Raw genomic sequence first — 17112 nt, forward strand, 5'->3', positions numbered from 1 at the left:
CCGGCCGCTCCCGCCACCGCCGGCGGGGGCCTGACGCGCAGGGCGCTGCTGGTCGGCGTGGGCGCGGCCGGGGGCGCCGGGGCCATGTTCGCGGCCATGGGCGCCCTGGGCCTGGCCCCGGACTCCCAGGACCGGGACTACACGCCCCCGCGGCCCTCCGACTTCTCCCTCGGCGGCCGGGCGGCGGCCAGCGTGGTCGTCCTCGGCGCGGGCGTCGCCGGTCTCACCTGCGCGTACGAGCTGGGCAAGGCCGGGTACGACTGCACGGTCCTGGAGGCGTCCGACCGGGTGGGCGGCAGGAACCTCACGCTGCGCGCGGGCGACCGGCTCGACGAGCTGGGCGGGCCGGCGCAGACGGCCGCGTTCGACGAGGGCGTCTACTTCAACGCCGGGGCCGGGCGGATCGCGCCGTGGATGGTCACCATGGACTACTGCCGCGAGCTGGGCGTCCCCATCGAGACGTTCGTCAACAACAACGCGTCGGCGTACGTCTACACGCGGGGCATGACCGCCCCGGTGCGGGCGCGCGCGGCCCGCGCGGACCTGTACGGACACGTCGCCGAGCTGCTGGCCAAGGTGAGCGACTCCGGGGCGCTGAACCGCCGCCTCACCGCGGACGACCGCGAGCGGCTGGCGGAGTTCCTGCGGCGCTTCGGCGACCTCGGCCCCGACCTGTCCTACCGGGGCTCGACCCGCCGGGGCTTCGAGACCTGGCCGGGGGTGGGCGAGGGCGTGCCGCTGGGGGCGGCGCCCTCGCTGCGCCAGGTGCTCGCCGCGGGCACCGGCAGGGCCGTCACCATGGACTTCGGCTACGACCAGGCCACGCCGATGTTCCAGCCGGTGGGCGGCATGGACGGCATCGTCACGGCACTCGCCGACGCGGTCGGGCGCGACCGGATCAGGACGGGAACGCCGGTCACCGGCATCAGGAACCTGCCCGACGGGGTGGAGGTCACCCACCCCGGCGGCGCCGTCCGCGCCGACTACTGCATCGCGACGCTGCCGCCCCACCTGCTGGCCCGCCTGCCGCACAACCTCGGCGCCCCGGTCACCGCCGCGCTCCGCACCCCCGTCGCGGTCTCCGCAGGCAAGATCGGGCTGGAGTACGGCAGGCGCTGGTGGGAGACGGACGACCGCATCTACGGCGGCGTCACCGAGACCGACCTGGACATCACCCACATCTGGTACCCCTCGCACGGCTACCACTCGCGCGGCGGCCTGGTCGTCGGCTACTACAACACCGAGGAGAACGCCGACCGGTACGCCGGGCTCACGCACGAGGCCCGCCGCGCCCGCGCGCTCACCCAGGGCAAGAAGATCCACGGCGAGAAGTACCGCGCCGAGCTGCGCTCCAGCGTCTCGATCGCCTGGCGGCGCAGGCCGCACGTGGAGGGCGGCTGGGTGAGGTGGCCCTCCTACCGGGGTGCCTTCACCCTCCTGCAGCAGCCGGCGGGCCGGGTCCACTTCGCCGGCGACTGGCTCACCCACCTGGTCGCCTGGCAGGCGGGCGCGATGGAGTCGGCGCGCAGGACGGTCACCGAGCTGCACGGCAGGGTCATGCGGACGACCTCCTGACCGTCCGCCGTCCCCGCGCCGGGCGTCCGTCGCCCTCGGCCGCGGGCCGGCCGCCGTCCCCGCGCGTCGCGGGCCGCCCGGCCGTAAGGTCTTCGGTGCGGAGTCGTCTCCCGAGGTGGGAGGGGCCCGCGGTGCGGAGGACCCGAGGAGGCGAGACGGCGATGGCGACCGGAACGTTGGACTGGACGAGTGCCCGGGAACGGCCGGACCTGCTGGCCGAGCCGGTGGCGCGCGCGGTCGCCGAGCTCGCCGGAGGGGTCGAGGTCGCCGAGATCGACCCGGGACTGGCCGACACGGCGGCCTTCTGCGAGCGCTACGGCGTGGACCCGGGCGCGTCGGCCAACTGCGTGGTCGTGGCCGCCAGGCGGGCCGGGGAGACCCGCTACGCGGCCTGCCTGGTCCTGGCGACCACCCGGGCGGACGTCAACGGCGTGGTCCGGCGCCACCTGGACGCGCGGAAGATCTCGTTCGCGCCGATGGACGACGCGGTCACGCTGACCGGGATGGAGTACGGCGGCATCACCCCGCTCGGGCTGCCCGCCGACTGGCCGGTGCTGGTCGACGAGGCGGTGGCGGCCCATCCGCTGGTCGTGATCGGCAGCGGTGTCCGCCGTTCCAAACTGGCCGTTCCCGGTTCACTGCTCGCCGAACTGAAGAACGCGACGGTTCTTCGTCTGGCGAACCGAAGCGAAAATGAGATTAAGTGAGAGAGGTAATCGGGAAACCGTCGAGGTTCGATGGACGTTGTTCAGTCGGAGAATGTGGCCCGATGGTTCATCTCGTGGGCGGGGTCTAAGCCGATATGGTGCTTCATGCCATGAATCAGGACGACCGATTGGGTCCTTACCGGCTGCTGAGGCGGCTCGGCGAGGGTGGTATGGGCGTGGTCCATCTCGCGGTGGACCCCCAGGGCCGGCAGGTGGCGGTCAAGGTCCTGCGCGCCGAGGTGGCCGGTGACGACGTCGCCCGCCGCCGCCTCTCGCGCGAGGTCGAGACCATGCGGCGGGTGCGCAGCGAGTACATCGCCGAGGTCATCGACGCCGACGTGACCGGCCACCGCCCCTACATCGTGACGCGCTACGTCGCCGGCCGGCCGCTGGACGAGGTGATCAAGCAGGACGGGCCGATGGAGCTGCCCGCGCTGCTGCGGGTCGCGCACGGCGTGGCCTCGGCGCTGGCCGCGGTCCACTCGGTCGGGGTGATCCACCGCGACCTCAAGCCCGGCAACGTGCTCATCCTGGACGGCGAGCCGGTCCTCATCGACTTCGGCATCGCCCAGGCGGTCGACGCCACCCGCCTCACCCAGACCGGCATGTTCATCGGCACCCCCGGCTACCTCGCCCCCGAGATCATCGAGGGGCACGAGGCGGGTCCCGAGGTCGACGTGCACGCCTGGGCGGGCACCCTGGTCTTCGCCGCCACCGGCCGGCCGCCCTTCGGCAAGGGCACGCTGGAAATGATCTTCTACAACATCACGGCGGGCAAGGCGAACGTCGACGCCGTCCCGCAGCCGCTCCAGCCGGTGCTGCGCGCCGCGCTCCAGCGCGACCCGGCCAGGCGGCCCCCGGCCGCCGAGCTGGCCGCGCAGGTGGGACGCCTGCTGCCCTCGGCCGGCCGCCACCCGGTGCCCGACGAGATCAGCACGGTCGCGGCGTTCGACGACGGCCACGGCACGTTCGGCGCCCCCGGCCCGTACGGCGCCCCCGGCGCCCCCGGCGTTCTCGGTGCCGCCGGTGCCGCCGGCGCGGCGGGTCTCGCCGGCCTGTCCGGCGCGCGGCCCGGCCACGGCGGGCCGGGCACCGACCCGGGAGACGTGCCGACCCCGGTGACCTCGCGCCCGGCGTTCCCCCACCCCACCGGAGTTCCCCCGACCCCGGCGGCCCAGCCCCACGAGTACGTCTCGCTGCTCGGGCAGGACGAGGCCGACCCGTGGCCCACCCGGCGGGTGACGCCGGAGGAGCTGCGCCAGGCCGCCGAGGCCCAGCGCTCCTCCCACGACCTTCCCACCGGCATGCTCTCCCCGGAGGACGTCCCCACCCGCGCCCCGGGTGTGGCGGGTGGCACGGCCGGACACGGACGGCCCGGGGAGCCGGGCGCCGACGAGGGCGCCACGACGCCCGTCCCCGACGGGGACATCCCCACCCAGCGCGTCCGTCCCCAGGACCTTCAGGACTACCTGCGCCACTACGGCGACCGGCAGGCGCCGCCGATCCCGCAGGACCGGCCGGGGCAGGACCGGTCGCAGGCGGGGCCGGTGCCGCCATCGGGTCATACGCCGTATCCGCACCAGCGGCCGTTCGAGCAGCAGACCCCGCACACGCCGCGTCCGGCCGTGCCGCCGCCCTATCCCTACCCGCACCCCCAGGCGCAGCAGCAGCACTCCTACTACCAGCAGGACCGGCACGCCCCCGCGCCCCCGCCGGTGCCCCCGCCGGTGTCCCCGGTGGTGTCCGCGACGCCCTCGCCGCTCCATCCCGGCCAGCGGCCGGGGTCGGCGTTGCAGCGTTCCAGGGCCTACGGCGTGGCGGGCCTGCTGATGCTGGCCGTCATGACGGTCGCCGCGGTCCTCGCACCGGTGATCGTCGCCGCCGTGGCGCTCCCGGTGGTGATCCTGCTGCGCGCCGCCGACATCGCCCAGCCGGTGTTCAACGGGCGCAGGAGCGCCGCCGCGGCGGCGACGGACGTCGTGCGGGTGCTCGGCCGGCCGGCCGAGCTGGCGAAGTCGATCGGCATCACCGTCGCCCTGGTGCCGTACGCGCTGGTCCTCGGGCTGCCGGTGACGCTCCTGCTCATGCTGGTCGGGAAGGTGCTCGTCGTCAACGCGCTGAGCTGCGGCGCCGCCGTGGCGCTCTGGACCGTCTGCGCCGGACCCGGCGTGGAAGGCCCGAGCCGCCAGATGCGACGTACGCTGGCATCACTGCTGCCGTCGCGCACCGCGGCCATGGCCGCCGCGTCGGTGACGGCCGCGGTGGCGGTGCTGATGCTCCTCCTGGCGGCCGGCATGGTGGGGGAGCGGGCACGGGAGGCGGTGTGGGCGCCGGTCAGCGGCGAAACGGTGACGAAGGTGGTAAACGAACTGGACGCCCTACGAGAGAAGGCGGCGCGATGACGGGGGACACGCGAGCGCCCGAGAGGCTGGGTCCGTACCGGCTGCTGAGGAAGATCGGCGAAGGCGGCATGGGCGTCGTCCACCTCGGCCTCGACGAGGACGGGCGCGAGGTGGCCGTGAAGGTCCTGCACCCGCACGTGGCCGCCGACCTCAAGGCGCGCGACCGGCTCACCCGCGAGGTGGAGACCATGCGGCGGGTGCGCAGCCCGCACGTCGCCGAGGTCCTCGACGCCGAGCTGACGGCCAGGCAGCCCTACATCGTGACCCGGTTCGCGCCGGGCCGCACGCTGGAGGAGACCGTTCTGCAGGACGGCCCGCTCCCCGACGACCAGGTCATCCGGCTGGCGCGGGGCATGTGCGCGGCCCTGGTGGCCATCCACGCCGCCGACGTGATCCACCGCGACTTCAAGCCGTCCAACGTGATGATCGTCAACGGTGACCCGCTGGTCATCGACTTCGGTATCGCGCACCTGGTGAACGCCACCCGGCTGACCCAGACCGGCATGTTCGTCGGCACGCCCGGCTACCTGGCCCCGGAGATCATCCGGGATTCCGAGATCACCCAGGCCGCCGACGTGCACGCGCTGGCCTCGACGGTCTTCTTCGGCGCGACCGGCAAGCCGCCGTTCGGCACCGGCAGCTTCGAGGTCGTCTGCTTCAACATCATGGAGGGCCGGGCGAACATCGACCTGGCCCCCGCGTGGCTGCGGGGCTGGCTCAGGAGGGCCCTGGCCGTCGACCCGGTGGCGCGGCCGGTGGCGAGCGAGCTGCTCCGGCTGGCCCGGGACCTGGACCCGTCGGTGACGGTCTTCCAGGAGACCCCGCCCACCTCGGTCCTGGAGGGCGGGACCAGGGTCCTGGGCGGCGACGGCACCAAGATCCTGGACGGCGACGGCGCCAAGGTCCCGCCGCTCCCGCCGCCGGTGGGCGGCACCCGCTCCATGCCGCAGGACACCTCCGGCTACTCCGACCTGCTCCCGCCGGTGAACTACGCCGAGCCGGAGCGGCGTGAGCGCCGTCCCCGGCAGGAGCGCGGGCAGGCGTCCGGCTCGGTGGCACCCCCGCCCTACATTCCCGCGCCGCCCTCGGCGCAGGCCAGGGCGGCGGCCCCGCCGCCCTACCCCGACCAGCGGGTGGCCGGTTATCCGGCCCCGCCGCCGACCGGCCAGGCGAGGCCGTACCCGCCGCCGGTGCGGTCGAGTCAGCACGTCCCCACGCAGGAACGCGGCGGGGCCCGTACCTCACCCCCGGTGCGGCCCGCGCCCCGCACGCCGCCCCAGGAGCGCTACCGTGCCGCCCACCCGCTGGCCGGGATGCTGCTGCTGACGATCCTCGTGGCGCTGGCCTGCGTGCTGCCGGTGGTGGTGAGCGTGTTCGCCGTGGCCGCGGCGCTCTGCCTGCGGGTGGGCGAGTACCTCTTCGCGGACCTGGCCCAGCGCCGCTCCGTCCGGGGCAACAGCGCCGGCGACCCCCTGCTCGCGCTGGTGGGGACGCCGTGGGCGCTGATCAGGTCGGGGATGGCGACGACGGTCACCGCCGGGCTGTCGATGATGTTCGGCATGTGCGTGTGGGGCTTCCTGGTCTACGCCGGTGACATGGACAGGAACTTCGCCGCCGCCTACGCGGCCGGCGCCTTCGTGGCCGGGCTGTTCGTGCTCCCCGGCGGCGGCAAGCCCAGGAAGGCGGTCGCCCGCTCGCTCAGCGCGGTCATCCGCAGCCCCGGCGCCGGCATGGTGACCACGATCGTCCTGGGCACGCTGGCGTTCTTCGCGGTGATGGCCGCGCTGAGCGTGGTCCCGTCCTTCGAGCCCTGGCAGAACCCGACCGATGCCGTCAACGAGCTCACCAGGGAGTGGCGGCGCTCGGCGAACGAGGGCGCCATGGGGGCGTTCGACCTCGTCACCGGCCTCGTGGACGACCTGATGAAGAGTCTCGGGCTCGGGTTCCTGACGTTCTGGAAGTGACGCCCCGGTGGTGGCACGCCCGTCGTCCGGCGGGACCGTGCCACCCGGCACCGGCACCGGCATCGGCACCGCGAGCGTCGTGACCGCCGCCGTCGCCGATTCCGCGTCCCGGGCGGGTGTTCACCCGCCCGCACCCCGTACGGGATCGGCCGGTCTGGGGCACGATGGAGGGGACGAGCCGGAAGGAGTCGCATGCCCGCGCCGGACGGTGAACAGCTCGGTCCGTACCGCCTGTTGTCGAAGCTCGGCGCCGGAGGTTTCGGGGAGGTCCACCTGGCGCTGGACCCCGGGGGACGCACGGTCGCGGTCAAGATCCTGCATCCGCACGTGGCGGCCGACGACACGGCCCTGACCAGGCTCGCCCGCGAGGTGGAGACGATGCGGCTGGTCCAGGGGCCGCACGTCGCCGAGATCCTGGACGCCTCGCTGCGGGGCGCCCGCCCCTACCTGGTCACCCGGTACGTGCAGGGCCGCCCGCTCAGCTCGGTGATCGCCGCGGACGGGCCGGTCGGCGGCGACGACCTGACCAGGCTGGCCCGCGGCCTGGCCGGGGCCCTGGCCGCCGTGCACGCCGCCGGGGTGGTGCACCGCGACCTCAAGCCCGCCAACGTGATCATCGCCGACGGCGAGCCGGTCGTCATCGACTTCGGGATCGCCTGCGCGCTCGACTCGCCCTCGGTCACCGCCTCGGGCGCCGTGATCGGCACGCCCGGCTACCTCGCGCCCGAGGTGCTGGAGGGCACCGGGTCCGGCGCGGAGGCCGACGTCTTCGCCTTCGGCGCGACGCTGGCGTACGCGTCCACCGGGCGGCACCCCTACGGCACGGGCCCGGCCTCGGCGATCGGCTACCGGGTCGTCCACCACCCGCCGGACCTGGAGGGTGTCCCCGGGTGGCTGGAACCTCTGCTCCGGGAGTGCATGCTGCGCGACCCCGCCGCGCGGCCGCCCGCGGACGCGCTCCTGACCCGGCTGGGCGTCGCCCCGGTTCCGCGGCCGGTGGCCGCGGAACCGCGCGGGCGGTGGTCCCGCGGTCCCGGCGAGGCCGGGGTGCACGGCCTGGTCACCCGCGAGTGGCGCCCGGGCCGCCGCCCGCGGGCGGGGCGGCCCTCGCCCGAGGAGGCCACCGAGCGCCGCAGGGTCGTCCTGCACCGCCGCTGGGTCGTCGGTGCCGGCCTGCTCGTCTCCCTGACGGCGGCCACCGCCTCCGACCCGCTGCCGGAGGTGTCACTGCTGTTCCTGACCGGGTACGGCTCGGTGCTGCTCGCCGACGCCGGGATCGCCCTGTTCGCCCGGCGGGACCGCCGGCGCCTGAGCGTCGACCTGGCCGCCGGGGCCGGGACCGTCGCGCTCTGGGCGATCCTGAGCACGTTCTTCAGCACCCCCGCGCTGGCACTCGTGCTGGGCACCGTCGTGTTCGTGCTGGTCGCGATCCTGATCGCCGGTTGAAAGGCCGGTCGGGGGCCGGTCGGGGGGCCGGGCTGGGCGCCCGGCCGGACCGAAGAGGTCCGGGGCGCCGGGGATCCGTCCCGGCGACACCGGGGGCGCGCGCCATCACCGGAACATAGTTCGGTATGGTAGGGAGGTGACCGTCGGGGAAGATCTCAGCCGTCCGGGGCGGGCCGCGCAACCTGGCGGTTTGCACCTAAACTACCGACGGGTAACATAATCTCGGGAGGCCGGGTGGGGCGTGCCCCGACCGGGTCACCCGCTGCCACACCGCCTCCGGGCACCTGGCAGTCTTGGCACCGCGTGCACGTGCCCCGCGTGCACGTACCGAGCCGGCGTCAACCGCAGCGACGCGGTGGCGTACGCGAACACGGGAGGTCGGCCACCGGCCATGAACATCGTCGTCTGCGTGAAGCAGGTCCCCGACACGGCGACCGAGCGCAAGCTGAAGTCCGATGACAAGACGCTCGACCGCGACGCCGCCGACGGCGTCATCAACGAGCTGTGCGAGTACGCGGTCGAGGAGGCGCTGCGCCTGAAGGAGGCCCACGGTGGTGAGGTGACCGTCCTCACCATGGGCCCCGACAAGGCGAGCGACACCATCCGCAAGGCCCTGGCCATGGGCGCCGACAAGGCCGTCCACCTGGTGGACGACGCGCTGCACGGCTCGGACACGCTGGGCACCTCCCACGCCCTGGCACAGACCCTCAAGAAGATCGGTTTCGATCTGGTCGTGCTCGGCTCGGAGTCGACGGACGCCCGCACCGGCGTTCTCGCCGCCATGCTGGCCGAGCGTCTGAGCGTGCCGCAGCTCACGTTCGCCAGGCGCGTAGAGGTCGGTGACGGTGTCATCACCATCGACCGCGTCACCGACTACGGCTACGACCGGGTCGAGGCCTCGCTGCCCGCCGTGGTCTCGGTCGTGGAGAAGATCAACGATCCGCGTTACCCGTCCTTCAAGGGCATCATGGCCGCCAAGAAGAAGCCGGTCGAGAAGCTCGGCGTCGCCGACGCCGAGATCGACGCCTCCCAGGTGGGCCTGGTCAACTCCTGGAGCGAGGTGACCGACTTCGAGGCCGCTCCGGCGCGCGCGGCCGGCACCGTGGTCAAGGACGAGGGTGACGGCGGCACGAAGGCCGCCGACTTCCTCGCGTCGAAGAAGTTCGTCTGAGAGCGGGGGTAGCTGAAATGTCCGAGGTTCTCGTTCTGGTCGAGCATGTCGAAGGCCAGGTGAAGAAGGTCACCCTGGAGCTGCTGACGCTCGCCCGCAGGCTGGGCACGCCGTCGGCGGTGTGGACCGGGGCGGGCTACTCCCCGGAGGCCCAGGCCAGGCTGGCCGAGTACGGCGCGGAGAAGATCTACCTGGCCGACTCCGCGGAGATCGCCGACCACGTCGTCGCCCCCAAGGCCGAGCTGCTGGCCCACCTGGTGACCGAGAAGTCCCCCGTCGCGGTGCTCGTCGCCGCCACGGCCGAGGCCAAGGAGATCGCCGGGCGCCTGGCCATCAAGACCGACTCCGGCCTGCTCACCGACGTGGTGGGCGTCGAGGACGGCCTGGTCGCCGACCAGTCCATCTTCGGCGGCGGCGTCAACGTCCGGTCCCGGGTGACCAAGGGAATCGCGATCATCGCGGTACGCCCCAACGCGACGCCGGTCGAGGCCGCCGCGGGCGCGGGGACCGAGGAGCAGGTCTCCTTCACCGTCTCCGACGCCGCCAGGAGCGCCAGGATCGTGGAGCGGGTCAAGGAGGACAAGGGCGCGCGCCCGGAGCTCACCGAGGCCGCGATCGTGGTCTCCGGCGGCCGGGGCGTGGGCTCGGCGGAGAACTTCTCGATCATCGAGGAGCTCGCCGACTCGCTCGGCGCGGCCGTCGGCGCCTCCCGGGCCGCGACCGACGCCGGCTGGTACCCCCACCAGTTCCAGGTCGGGCAGACCGGCAAGACCGTCTCGCCGCAGCTCTACATCGCGGCGGGCATCTCCGGGGCCATCCAGCACCGGGCCGGCATGCAGACCGCCAAGACGATCCTCGCGATCAACAAGGACCCGGAGGCGCCGATCTTCGAGCTCGCCGACTTCGGGGTCGTGGGTGACCTGCACCAGATCGTCCCGCAGCTGACCCAGGAGGTCGGCAAGCGTAAGTGATCCGCCGGCAAGCGTGAGCGATGCGCGGGCGATGCGCGGGCGAAGGGCCGGACGGCGTGACCGTCCGGCCCTTCGCGTGTGCGGCCCCCGGGCCGCCGTGGCGGGACCTCGGGCCGTCGTGGGAGACCCGCGCCCGCGGGCAGGCCCGGGCCCCGGCGGCTCAGGCCGCCGAGCGGGGCCGGGCGGGGCAGGTGGGACCGGGAGGAGGGGGTGGTCTCCGGGACGGTCAGGCCGCCATGGAGAGCTCGCGCGGGGCCCTCTCCACCGGGACGGCGCTCGTGCGGGAGCGGGGCAGGAACCAGGCGAGCGCGGCGATCAGGACGCCCAGGAGCACGGCGACGCCGAGCCCCGCCCTGAGCGTGGCCACGTCGGCGAGGAATCCGACGACCACCGGCCCGAGCAGCAGTCCGGCGTACCCCATCGCGCCGGTCTGGGCGATGGACGGGCCGGGGTCGGCGGTCGCGCCGCCCGCCAGCGACATCGCCATCGGGGAGACCGTCGCCACGGCCACGCCCACGAAGAGCATGGCCGAGACCGCCACGGGTGCCGTCGGGGCGATGAGGACCACGCCGAAGGTGACGGCGGTGGCCAGGCCCGAGACGATCATCATGCCGCGGGCGCCGGACCGGGCCCGGACGCGGTCGCCGGCCAGCCGCCCGGCCAGCATGCCCGCCTCGAAGATCGGGTAGCCCAGCGCGGCCGTCGCCTCGGGGGCGCCGAGCACGTCGCGCAGGTACAGACCGTTCCAGTCGGCGATCGTCCCCTCCACCATGAACGCGCAGAAGGCGATCACGCCGAGGAGGTAGACCACCGGGGGCATCCGGCGACGGGTCGCCGGTGCCGTGCCCCCGCGGCCGGGGGAGGGTGCCGCGTCGGGCAGGCAGGTACGGCCGGCGAAGGCGGCGGCGGGGAGCACGAGCAGGGCGATCAGGGTCAGGTGGACCGTGACCGGGAGTCCCGCCGCGATCGCCGCGGCGCCCAGCAGGCCCGCGGAGATCGCCCCGGCGCACCAGCCGGCGTGCATGCCGTTCATCAGCGGGCGGCCGTGGGCGCGCTCGACGGCCGACCCCTGGGCGTTCATCGCGACGTCCACCGCGCCGAACGCCATGCCGAACAGGCCGCTCGCGACCAGGACCGCCGGGAACGACGGAGCCAGGGCGAGCATGATCAGGGTGATCGCGGCGAGGGGGGCCGCCACCCGCAGGACGCTCCGGCTGCCGACGCGCGTCATCACCGCGCGCATGGACTGCATGGTGACGAGCGCTCCCAGCCCCCAGACGAGCAGGACGACGCCGACCGACGCCTCGGACAGGCCGAGTTTGTCGGAGAGCGCCGGGATGCGCACGGTCATCGATCCACAGAGCAGTCCGGCGAGCACGAATGTGAGAACCGCCCCGGTTCGAGCCGTCCTCAGGTCGCGGGTCATGACGAATCCCTTCGATAAACGTTTTGACAAAGTGATGAGCGGGCACACTTGAATCGGTCGCTTCCGCTCGCGCGGAAGCGACCGCCAATCGTGTGGGGCCGTCCCAGTGGCCGGACGGCCGGGGGCCGGATGATGGCCGAGGCCGGCACGCGGAGCCGCTGCCCGCAGGCTCGGGCCGGTGGACATCACCGGACGTCGACGGACAGATCCGTGATCGGGCCGGGCCATGATCAGGCCGGGCCGGGACGTCCGGAGGGCCGGGGCCGGGATCGCATCACCGGGGCCTGACCGGACGGCCGGAACCGTGGATCGGACCGGTGGAGCCGTGGCCCGGGCGGGGCCGACGGCATCACGTCAAGCCCGCGGAGCCGTGATCGGGGCGCGGAGCCGTGGCCGGGCCGGCGGAGCCGTGATCGGGAACCCGTGGTCCGGGGCCCGGGTCAGCCGGAGAGCAGGGCCAGCAGGCGACCTTTCAGACGCTCGTAGTGCTCGGCGTCGTAGAGGCCGGGGTCGTGGCTCGCCACGTCCCACAGGCCCTCGCAGGCCAGGCGCACGATCTGCGCGGCCTCCGGATTCGGTTCGTCGCCGAGCCCCTCGCGATGCCACCGGGCCATCGCCGTCCGCAGCGGTGCCAGCAGGTAGAGGTTGCCCGACGCGCCGGTCACCACGGCCCAGCGACGTAACCTGCCGCTCTGCACGGCGGCGAACGTGGCCGCGAGGTAGTTCTTCGTGTAGGTGTCGTGGCCCTGCGCGGCGACGAGCTCGTCGAACTCCTCGACCAGGCGCTCCACCATGGCCTTGATCAGGGCTTCCTTGGTGCCGAAGTGGTAGAGCAGGCCGCCCTTGCTGCATCCGGCGCGCTCGGCCACGGTCGCCAGGGTGAGAGCCTGGGAGCCCTGGTCGCTGAGGAGATCCTCCGCCGCGTCCAACAGCTCTTCCCGTCTCATGGCAGGTACTGTACCGTCCGGACGGTTCAGTGGTCAACTCCGGGGGTGAGCCTTCCGGTGGGCGCGGATACCCTGGGGAGGTTGACGGTCGACTTGGGGGAGGGGAATGCGGTCGTGAAGTCCGCCTATCTCGATCACGCGGCGACGACGCCGATGCTTCCCGAGGCGATCGCGGCGATGACGGCCCAGCTCGGCCAGGTGGGGAACGCCTCCTCGCTGCACGCCGCGGGCCGCCGTACCCGCCAGGTCGTGGAGGAGTCGCGGGAGACCATCGCGGCCGCGCTCGGCGCCCGCCCCAGCGAGGTCGTCTTCACCTCGGGAGGCACCGAGGCCGACAACCTGGCCGTCAAGGGGCTGTACTGGGCCCGGCGCGCCGCCGGCGCCGGGCGGATCCTCATCAGCGCCGTCGAGCACCACGCCACCCTGGACCCCGCGTACTGGCTGGCCGACCACCAGGGCGCGACCGTCGAGCCGCTGGAGGTCGACGAGTTCGGCCGGGTGCGGCCGGACACCCTCAGGGAGGCCGTCGAGCGCGATCCCGGCGACGTCGCCCTGGTGAGCGTCATGTGGGCCAACAACGAGGTCGGCACCGTCCAGCCGGTCGAGGCGCTGGCCGCGATCGCCCGGGAGTACGGCATCCCCTTCCACACCGACGCGGTCCAGGCGGTCGGCCAGCTCCCGGTCTCCTTCGTCGACTCCGGGGCCGACGCGCTGACGCTCTCCGGTCACAAGGTCGGCGGCCCGATCGGCATCGGCGCCCTGCTGCTGGCCCGGGGCGTCGACCCGGTGCCGGTGCTGCACGGGGGCGGCCAGGAGCGCGACGTGCGCTCCGGCACGCTGGACGCGCCCGCCGCCGCCGGTCTCGCCACGGCCGTGCAGATCGCGGTGGCACGGCAGGCCGAGACCGCGGCCCGCCTGGCCGGGCTCCGCGACGACCTGATCCACCGGGTCCGCCAGGCGGTCCCCGACGTGATCCTCAACGGCGATCCGGTGAACCGCCTGCCCGGCAACGCGCACTTCTCCTTCCCCGGCTGCGAGGGCGACGCCCTGCTCATGCTGCTGGACGCCAAGGGCGTGGAGTGCTCGACCGGCTCGGCCTGCTCGGCCGGGGTGGCCCAGCCCTCGCACGTCCTGCTCGCCATGGGCGCCGACGCCTTCCGGGCGCGCGGCTCGCTGCGTTTCTCCCTGGGCCACACCTCGACCGAGGAGGACGTGGACCGGCTGGTCGAGGTCATCGGCCTCGCGGTCGAGCGCGCCCGCCGCGCGGGGCTGAGCTGATCCCGTACGCGTCCCGCGCCGCGTGGGCACGGGAGGCCTGGGCACCGGAGGAGCCGCGTGAGCGCGGAAGGAGCCGCGTGAGCGCGGAAGGAAGCGCGTTCCGGGCGGGAGAGCGTTCTAGGTGAGGAAGGGGGAGACGGCGATCCAGCCGGGATCGGCGGCCACGTCGACCCGGGGACGGCCCTCCTCCCAGCTCACGATCAGCTCCCTGGCGTGGACGGCCGCCTCGCTCACCGGGTCGGCGTAGACGTGCAGCACCCGCTGTCCCTCGGCGCTCATGTGCGCCGCCAGGACGGCGCGGCCGTCCATCCTGCTGATCCGTCCGGCGAGGCGTTCCTCGAAGTCGCGCAGCGCCTCCAGCGAGGATCCCTCGGGCAGGCCCTCGGCGTCACGGTTCGCGTACGGCAGCGTGATCGCGATGTGCTGGTCGAACAGCGGGTGGTCGACCGGGCGGAGAGGGTAGCGGGCGGTGGCGATCAGGCGGGCGCCCGAGGCGGTCTCGCCCTCCAGCAGCGCCCACTGCTCGTCCCCGTAGCCCGACGCCAGGTCGGCGACCACGCCCGGCAGGTGCACGGCGGGCACCGCGTCGATCGGCTGGTACGCCGCGGCGGAGATGTCCCCCACCCAGCGGGCCACGTCGTCCTCGCCGAGGAGCCAGTCCAGGGCGAGCAGCGCCGCCTCGGTGCGGGTCTCGTCGTCCAGCAGGGTGAAGATCGGGTGATGGGCCACCACGTCGACCCGGGGCCTGCCGTGCGGGACGCGCAGCCCGAGCACCAGCTTGTCGAGCGCGAACTCGTACCCGCCCACGTCGAGGGTGAGGTCCATAGCGTGCGGGTTGGCTCTCCGGAACGGGTGGAACTCCCACGAGGCGTCGGCGGGCGGCGCCGCCGCGGCCCAGCGGTGCGCGACGGGGCGCAGCTCCGGGTCGCCCGCCGAGGTGACCACCAGGGCCTGCTCGGCGGTCAGTCCGGGGGCGATCTCCCAGACCAGGGAGGGGTGGACGACCAGCACCGCGGGCCCGATCCACTCGGCCAGCCGCTCGGCCTCGCCCGCGGCGACCATCGCGTCCAGGTCCGGCCTGGCCTGTGCCCACCACGCCCAGAACTCGGTGATGCCGCCCGCCGGATCGGGAGCGGGCTCGTTCCTCCGCCCGAACAGTCGCATGACCCCGGATTCTCCCAGCCCGGCGGCGCACCCGCCAACGCGGGTACGCTCAAGGGGTTATGAGTCTCCGTGTGCTTGCCGCCATGTCCGGCGGCGTCGACTCCGCCGTGGCCGCAGCCCGCATCGCCGATGCGGGCCACGATGTCACCGGCGTCCACCTCGCCCTCTCCGCCAATCCCCAGTCGTACCGGACCGGCGCCCGGGGGTGCTGCACGGTCGAGGACTCGCGCGACGCCCGCAGGGCCGCCGACGTGATCGGCATCCCCTTCTACGTGTGGGACATGGCCGAACGGTTCCAGCGGGACGTGGTCGAGGACTTCGTCAGCGAGTACGCCGCCGGCCGCACCCCCAACCCGTGCCTGCGCTGCAACGAGAAGATCAAGTTCGAGGCGGTGCTGGACCGGGCCCTGGCGCTGGGGTTCGACGCGGTGGCCACCGGTCATCACGCCCGCGTCGAGGGCGGCGTACTGCGCCGCAGTCCCGACCAGGGCAAGGACCAGTCGTACGTGCTGGGCGTCCTGACCAGGGAGCAGCTCGCTCACGCGATCTTCCCGCTGGGCGACTCCACCAAGGCCGAGGTGCGCGAGGAGGCCGCGCGGCGCGGGCTCACGGTGGCCGACAAGCCCGACAGCCACGACGTCTGCTTCATCGCCGACGGCGACACCCGGGGCTTCCTCGCCGACCGCCTCGGGGCGGCGCGGGGCCCGATCGTCGACGAGTCCGGCGAGGTGGTGGGCGGCCACGAGGGCGCCTTCGGCTTCACGGTCGGCCAGCGCAAGGGTCTGCGGATCGACCGCCCGGCGCCGGACGGCCGCCCGCGCTACGTGCTGTCCATCGAGCCGGTCTCCAACACGGTCACGGTCGGGCCGCGCTCGTCGCTGGAGGTCACCTCCGTCGTGGCCGAGCGGCCGGTCTGGAACGGGCCGGTGGATGCGCCGCGCGAGCCGCTGGCCTGCACGGTCCAGCTCCGCGCGCACGGCGAGGTCTACGGCTGCCGTGCCCAGCTGTCGGGCGGGCAGGTGCACCTGACGCTGGACGCCCCGGCCACGGGGGTCGCCGCGGGGCAGGCCGCCGTCCTCTACCTCGGCGACACCGTGATCGGCTCCGCGACCATCGCGTCGGCCTCCTGAGGCCGTCCCGGCCCACCCGGGACCGTGCCGCCCCTGGGCGGTCCCGGCCTCCGGGAACCGTGTCCCGGCCTCCGGGAACCGTGTCCCGGCCTCCGGGAACCGTGTCCCGGTCTCGCGGCCGGGTGCCCCGGTCGCCGGGCGCTCAGGGCAGGGTGACCGACTCGCCCGGGGGCAGGCGGCGCATGTCGGCCCGCTGGTGCTCCGACTCCATCTCCAGCCACCGGTCGATCATGCGGTGCCCCCTGTCGTTGAGCAGGCCGTCGTGGGTGGCGAAGGCGCGGGCCGGGCGGACCCGGCGCAGGTACTCGACCATCTCCCAGACCTTCATCCACGGGGCGTTGGCCGGCACCAGGAGGGTGGGCACCTCCATCTCCGGCACGGTGAACGCGTCACCCGGGTAGAAGACCTCCTCCTCCACGAGAAAACCGACATTGCCGATGATCGGCATGTCCGGGTGGACGGCGGCGTGCCACTCGCCGACGACCCTCACCCCGAAACCGGCCGTCTCGAAGGCGTCGCCGTCCCGTACCGTCTGGATCTTCGCGGGGAGGCCGGCCAGCGTGGCGGCCACCGTCTCGTTGGTCCAGATCTCCAGGGAGGGGTCGGCCTCGGCCGCCCGGCGCAGCCGGTCGGCGTCCACGTGGTCGAAGTGCTCGTGGGTGATGAGCACGGCGCGGGCCCCCTCGAGCGCGGACTCCTCACTGAAGGCGCCGGGGTCGATCACCAGGACGGAGTCGTCCTTCTCCAGGCGTACGCAGGCGTGCCCGAACTTCGTGAGTCTCATCGTCCCAGCCTAGGGGAGCCGAGCGGGCCCCCTGAGGAGGATCGCGGCCCGGAGCGGCCGTGGTCCGGGCCGGTCGTGGCCCGGAGCGGTTCATGGTCCGGAGCGGTTCATGGCCGGGAACGGTCGTGGCCCGGAACGGTCGTGGAC

The 17112-nt window shown here is 74.0% G+C and carries 13 protein-coding genes; 9 read left to right on the plus strand and 4 right to left on the minus strand.

All coding sequences use genetic code 11. The annotated features are described in order from the left end of the window. Positions 1–57 precede the first annotated feature (57 nt). The 7 genes from AB0G16_RS06830 (at position 58) to AB0G16_RS06860 (ending at position 10236) form a co-directional block, all read left to right on the plus strand. Positions 58–1575: an FAD-dependent oxidoreductase gene (locus AB0G16_RS06830; protein WP_362800195.1), complete on the plus strand. Its 1518-nt coding sequence runs from the start codon at positions 58–60 to the stop codon at positions 1573–1575. Positions 1576–1736: 161 nt separating this feature from the next. Further along, positions 1737–2282 (plus strand): YbaK/EbsC family protein, encoded by a 546-nt coding sequence (locus AB0G16_RS06835; RefSeq protein WP_362799789.1) that lies wholly within the window; start codon positions 1737–1739, stop codon positions 2280–2282. Positions 2283–2392: 110 nt separating this feature from the next. Beyond that, positions 2393–4684: a protein kinase gene (locus AB0G16_RS06840; protein WP_362799791.1), complete on the plus strand. Its 2292-nt coding sequence runs from the start codon at positions 2393–2395 to the stop codon at positions 4682–4684. Next, positions 4681–6648, plus strand: coding sequence for a serine/threonine-protein kinase (locus tag AB0G16_RS06845; RefSeq protein WP_362799794.1), 1968 nt, complete (start codon positions 4681–4683; stop codon positions 6646–6648). Before AB0G16_RS06840 ends, AB0G16_RS06845 begins: the two co-directional genes overlap by 4 nt. 192 nt (positions 6649–6840) lie before the next feature. After that, complete coding sequence (locus tag AB0G16_RS06850; RefSeq protein WP_362799797.1) at positions 6841–8094, plus strand: protein kinase; 1254 nt, start codon at positions 6841–6843, stop codon at positions 8092–8094. 391 nt (positions 8095–8485) lie between these two features. Further along, a complete protein-coding gene (locus AB0G16_RS06855; RefSeq protein ID WP_362799800.1) occupies positions 8486–9265 on the plus strand; it encodes an electron transfer flavoprotein subunit beta/FixA family protein in 780 nt (259 codons plus the stop codon). A gap of 17 nt (positions 9266–9282) precedes the next feature. Continuing rightward, on the plus strand, positions 9283–10236 hold the full coding sequence (locus AB0G16_RS06860) for an electron transfer flavoprotein subunit alpha/FixB family protein (protein ID WP_362799803.1): 954 nt from the start codon (positions 9283–9285) through the stop codon (positions 10234–10236). A 226-nt stretch (positions 10237–10462) separates the two neighbouring features. Here AB0G16_RS06860 and AB0G16_RS06865 read toward each other — a convergent pair whose 3' ends face one another. Further along, a complete protein-coding gene (locus AB0G16_RS06865) occupies positions 10463–11662 on the minus strand; it encodes an MFS transporter (RefSeq protein WP_362799806.1) in 1200 nt (399 codons plus the stop codon). 440 nt (positions 11663–12102) lie between these two features. Beyond that, a complete protein-coding gene (locus AB0G16_RS06870; protein WP_362799809.1) occupies positions 12103–12609 on the minus strand; it encodes a TetR/AcrR family transcriptional regulator in 507 nt (168 codons plus the stop codon). A 114-nt stretch (positions 12610–12723) separates the two neighbouring features. Between AB0G16_RS06870 and AB0G16_RS06875 the strand changes: the two genes are divergently transcribed. Next, on the plus strand, positions 12724–13887 hold the full coding sequence (locus AB0G16_RS06875) for a cysteine desulfurase family protein (protein ID WP_362800198.1): 1164 nt from the start codon (positions 12724–12726) through the stop codon (positions 13885–13887). A gap of 117 nt (positions 13888–14004) precedes the next feature. Here AB0G16_RS06875 and AB0G16_RS06880 read toward each other — a convergent pair whose 3' ends face one another. After that, positions 14005–15051, minus strand: a complete 1047-nt coding sequence (locus AB0G16_RS06880; protein ID WP_362799812.1) for a DUF695 domain-containing protein — start codon at positions 15049–15051, stop codon at positions 14005–14007. Between the two features lie 59 nt (positions 15052–15110). On the opposite strand from AB0G16_RS06880, the gene mnmA reads away from it, so the two are divergent. After that, entirely contained in the window at positions 15111–16181 is a 1071-nt protein-coding gene (gene mnmA, locus AB0G16_RS06885) for a tRNA 2-thiouridine(34) synthase MnmA (RefSeq protein WP_362799815.1), read from the plus strand. 142 nt (positions 16182–16323) lie between these two features. Here mnmA and AB0G16_RS06890 read toward each other — a convergent pair whose 3' ends face one another. After that, positions 16324–16965 (minus strand): MBL fold metallo-hydrolase, encoded by a 642-nt coding sequence (locus AB0G16_RS06890; RefSeq protein ID WP_362799817.1) that lies wholly within the window; start codon positions 16963–16965, stop codon positions 16324–16326. Positions 16966–17112: the final 147 nt, after the last annotated feature.

Origin of the sequence: Streptosporangium sp. NPDC023615 (assembly GCF_040640155.1) — a bacterium.
GTDB lineage: Bacteria > Actinomycetota > Actinomycetes > Streptosporangiales > Streptosporangiaceae > Streptosporangium.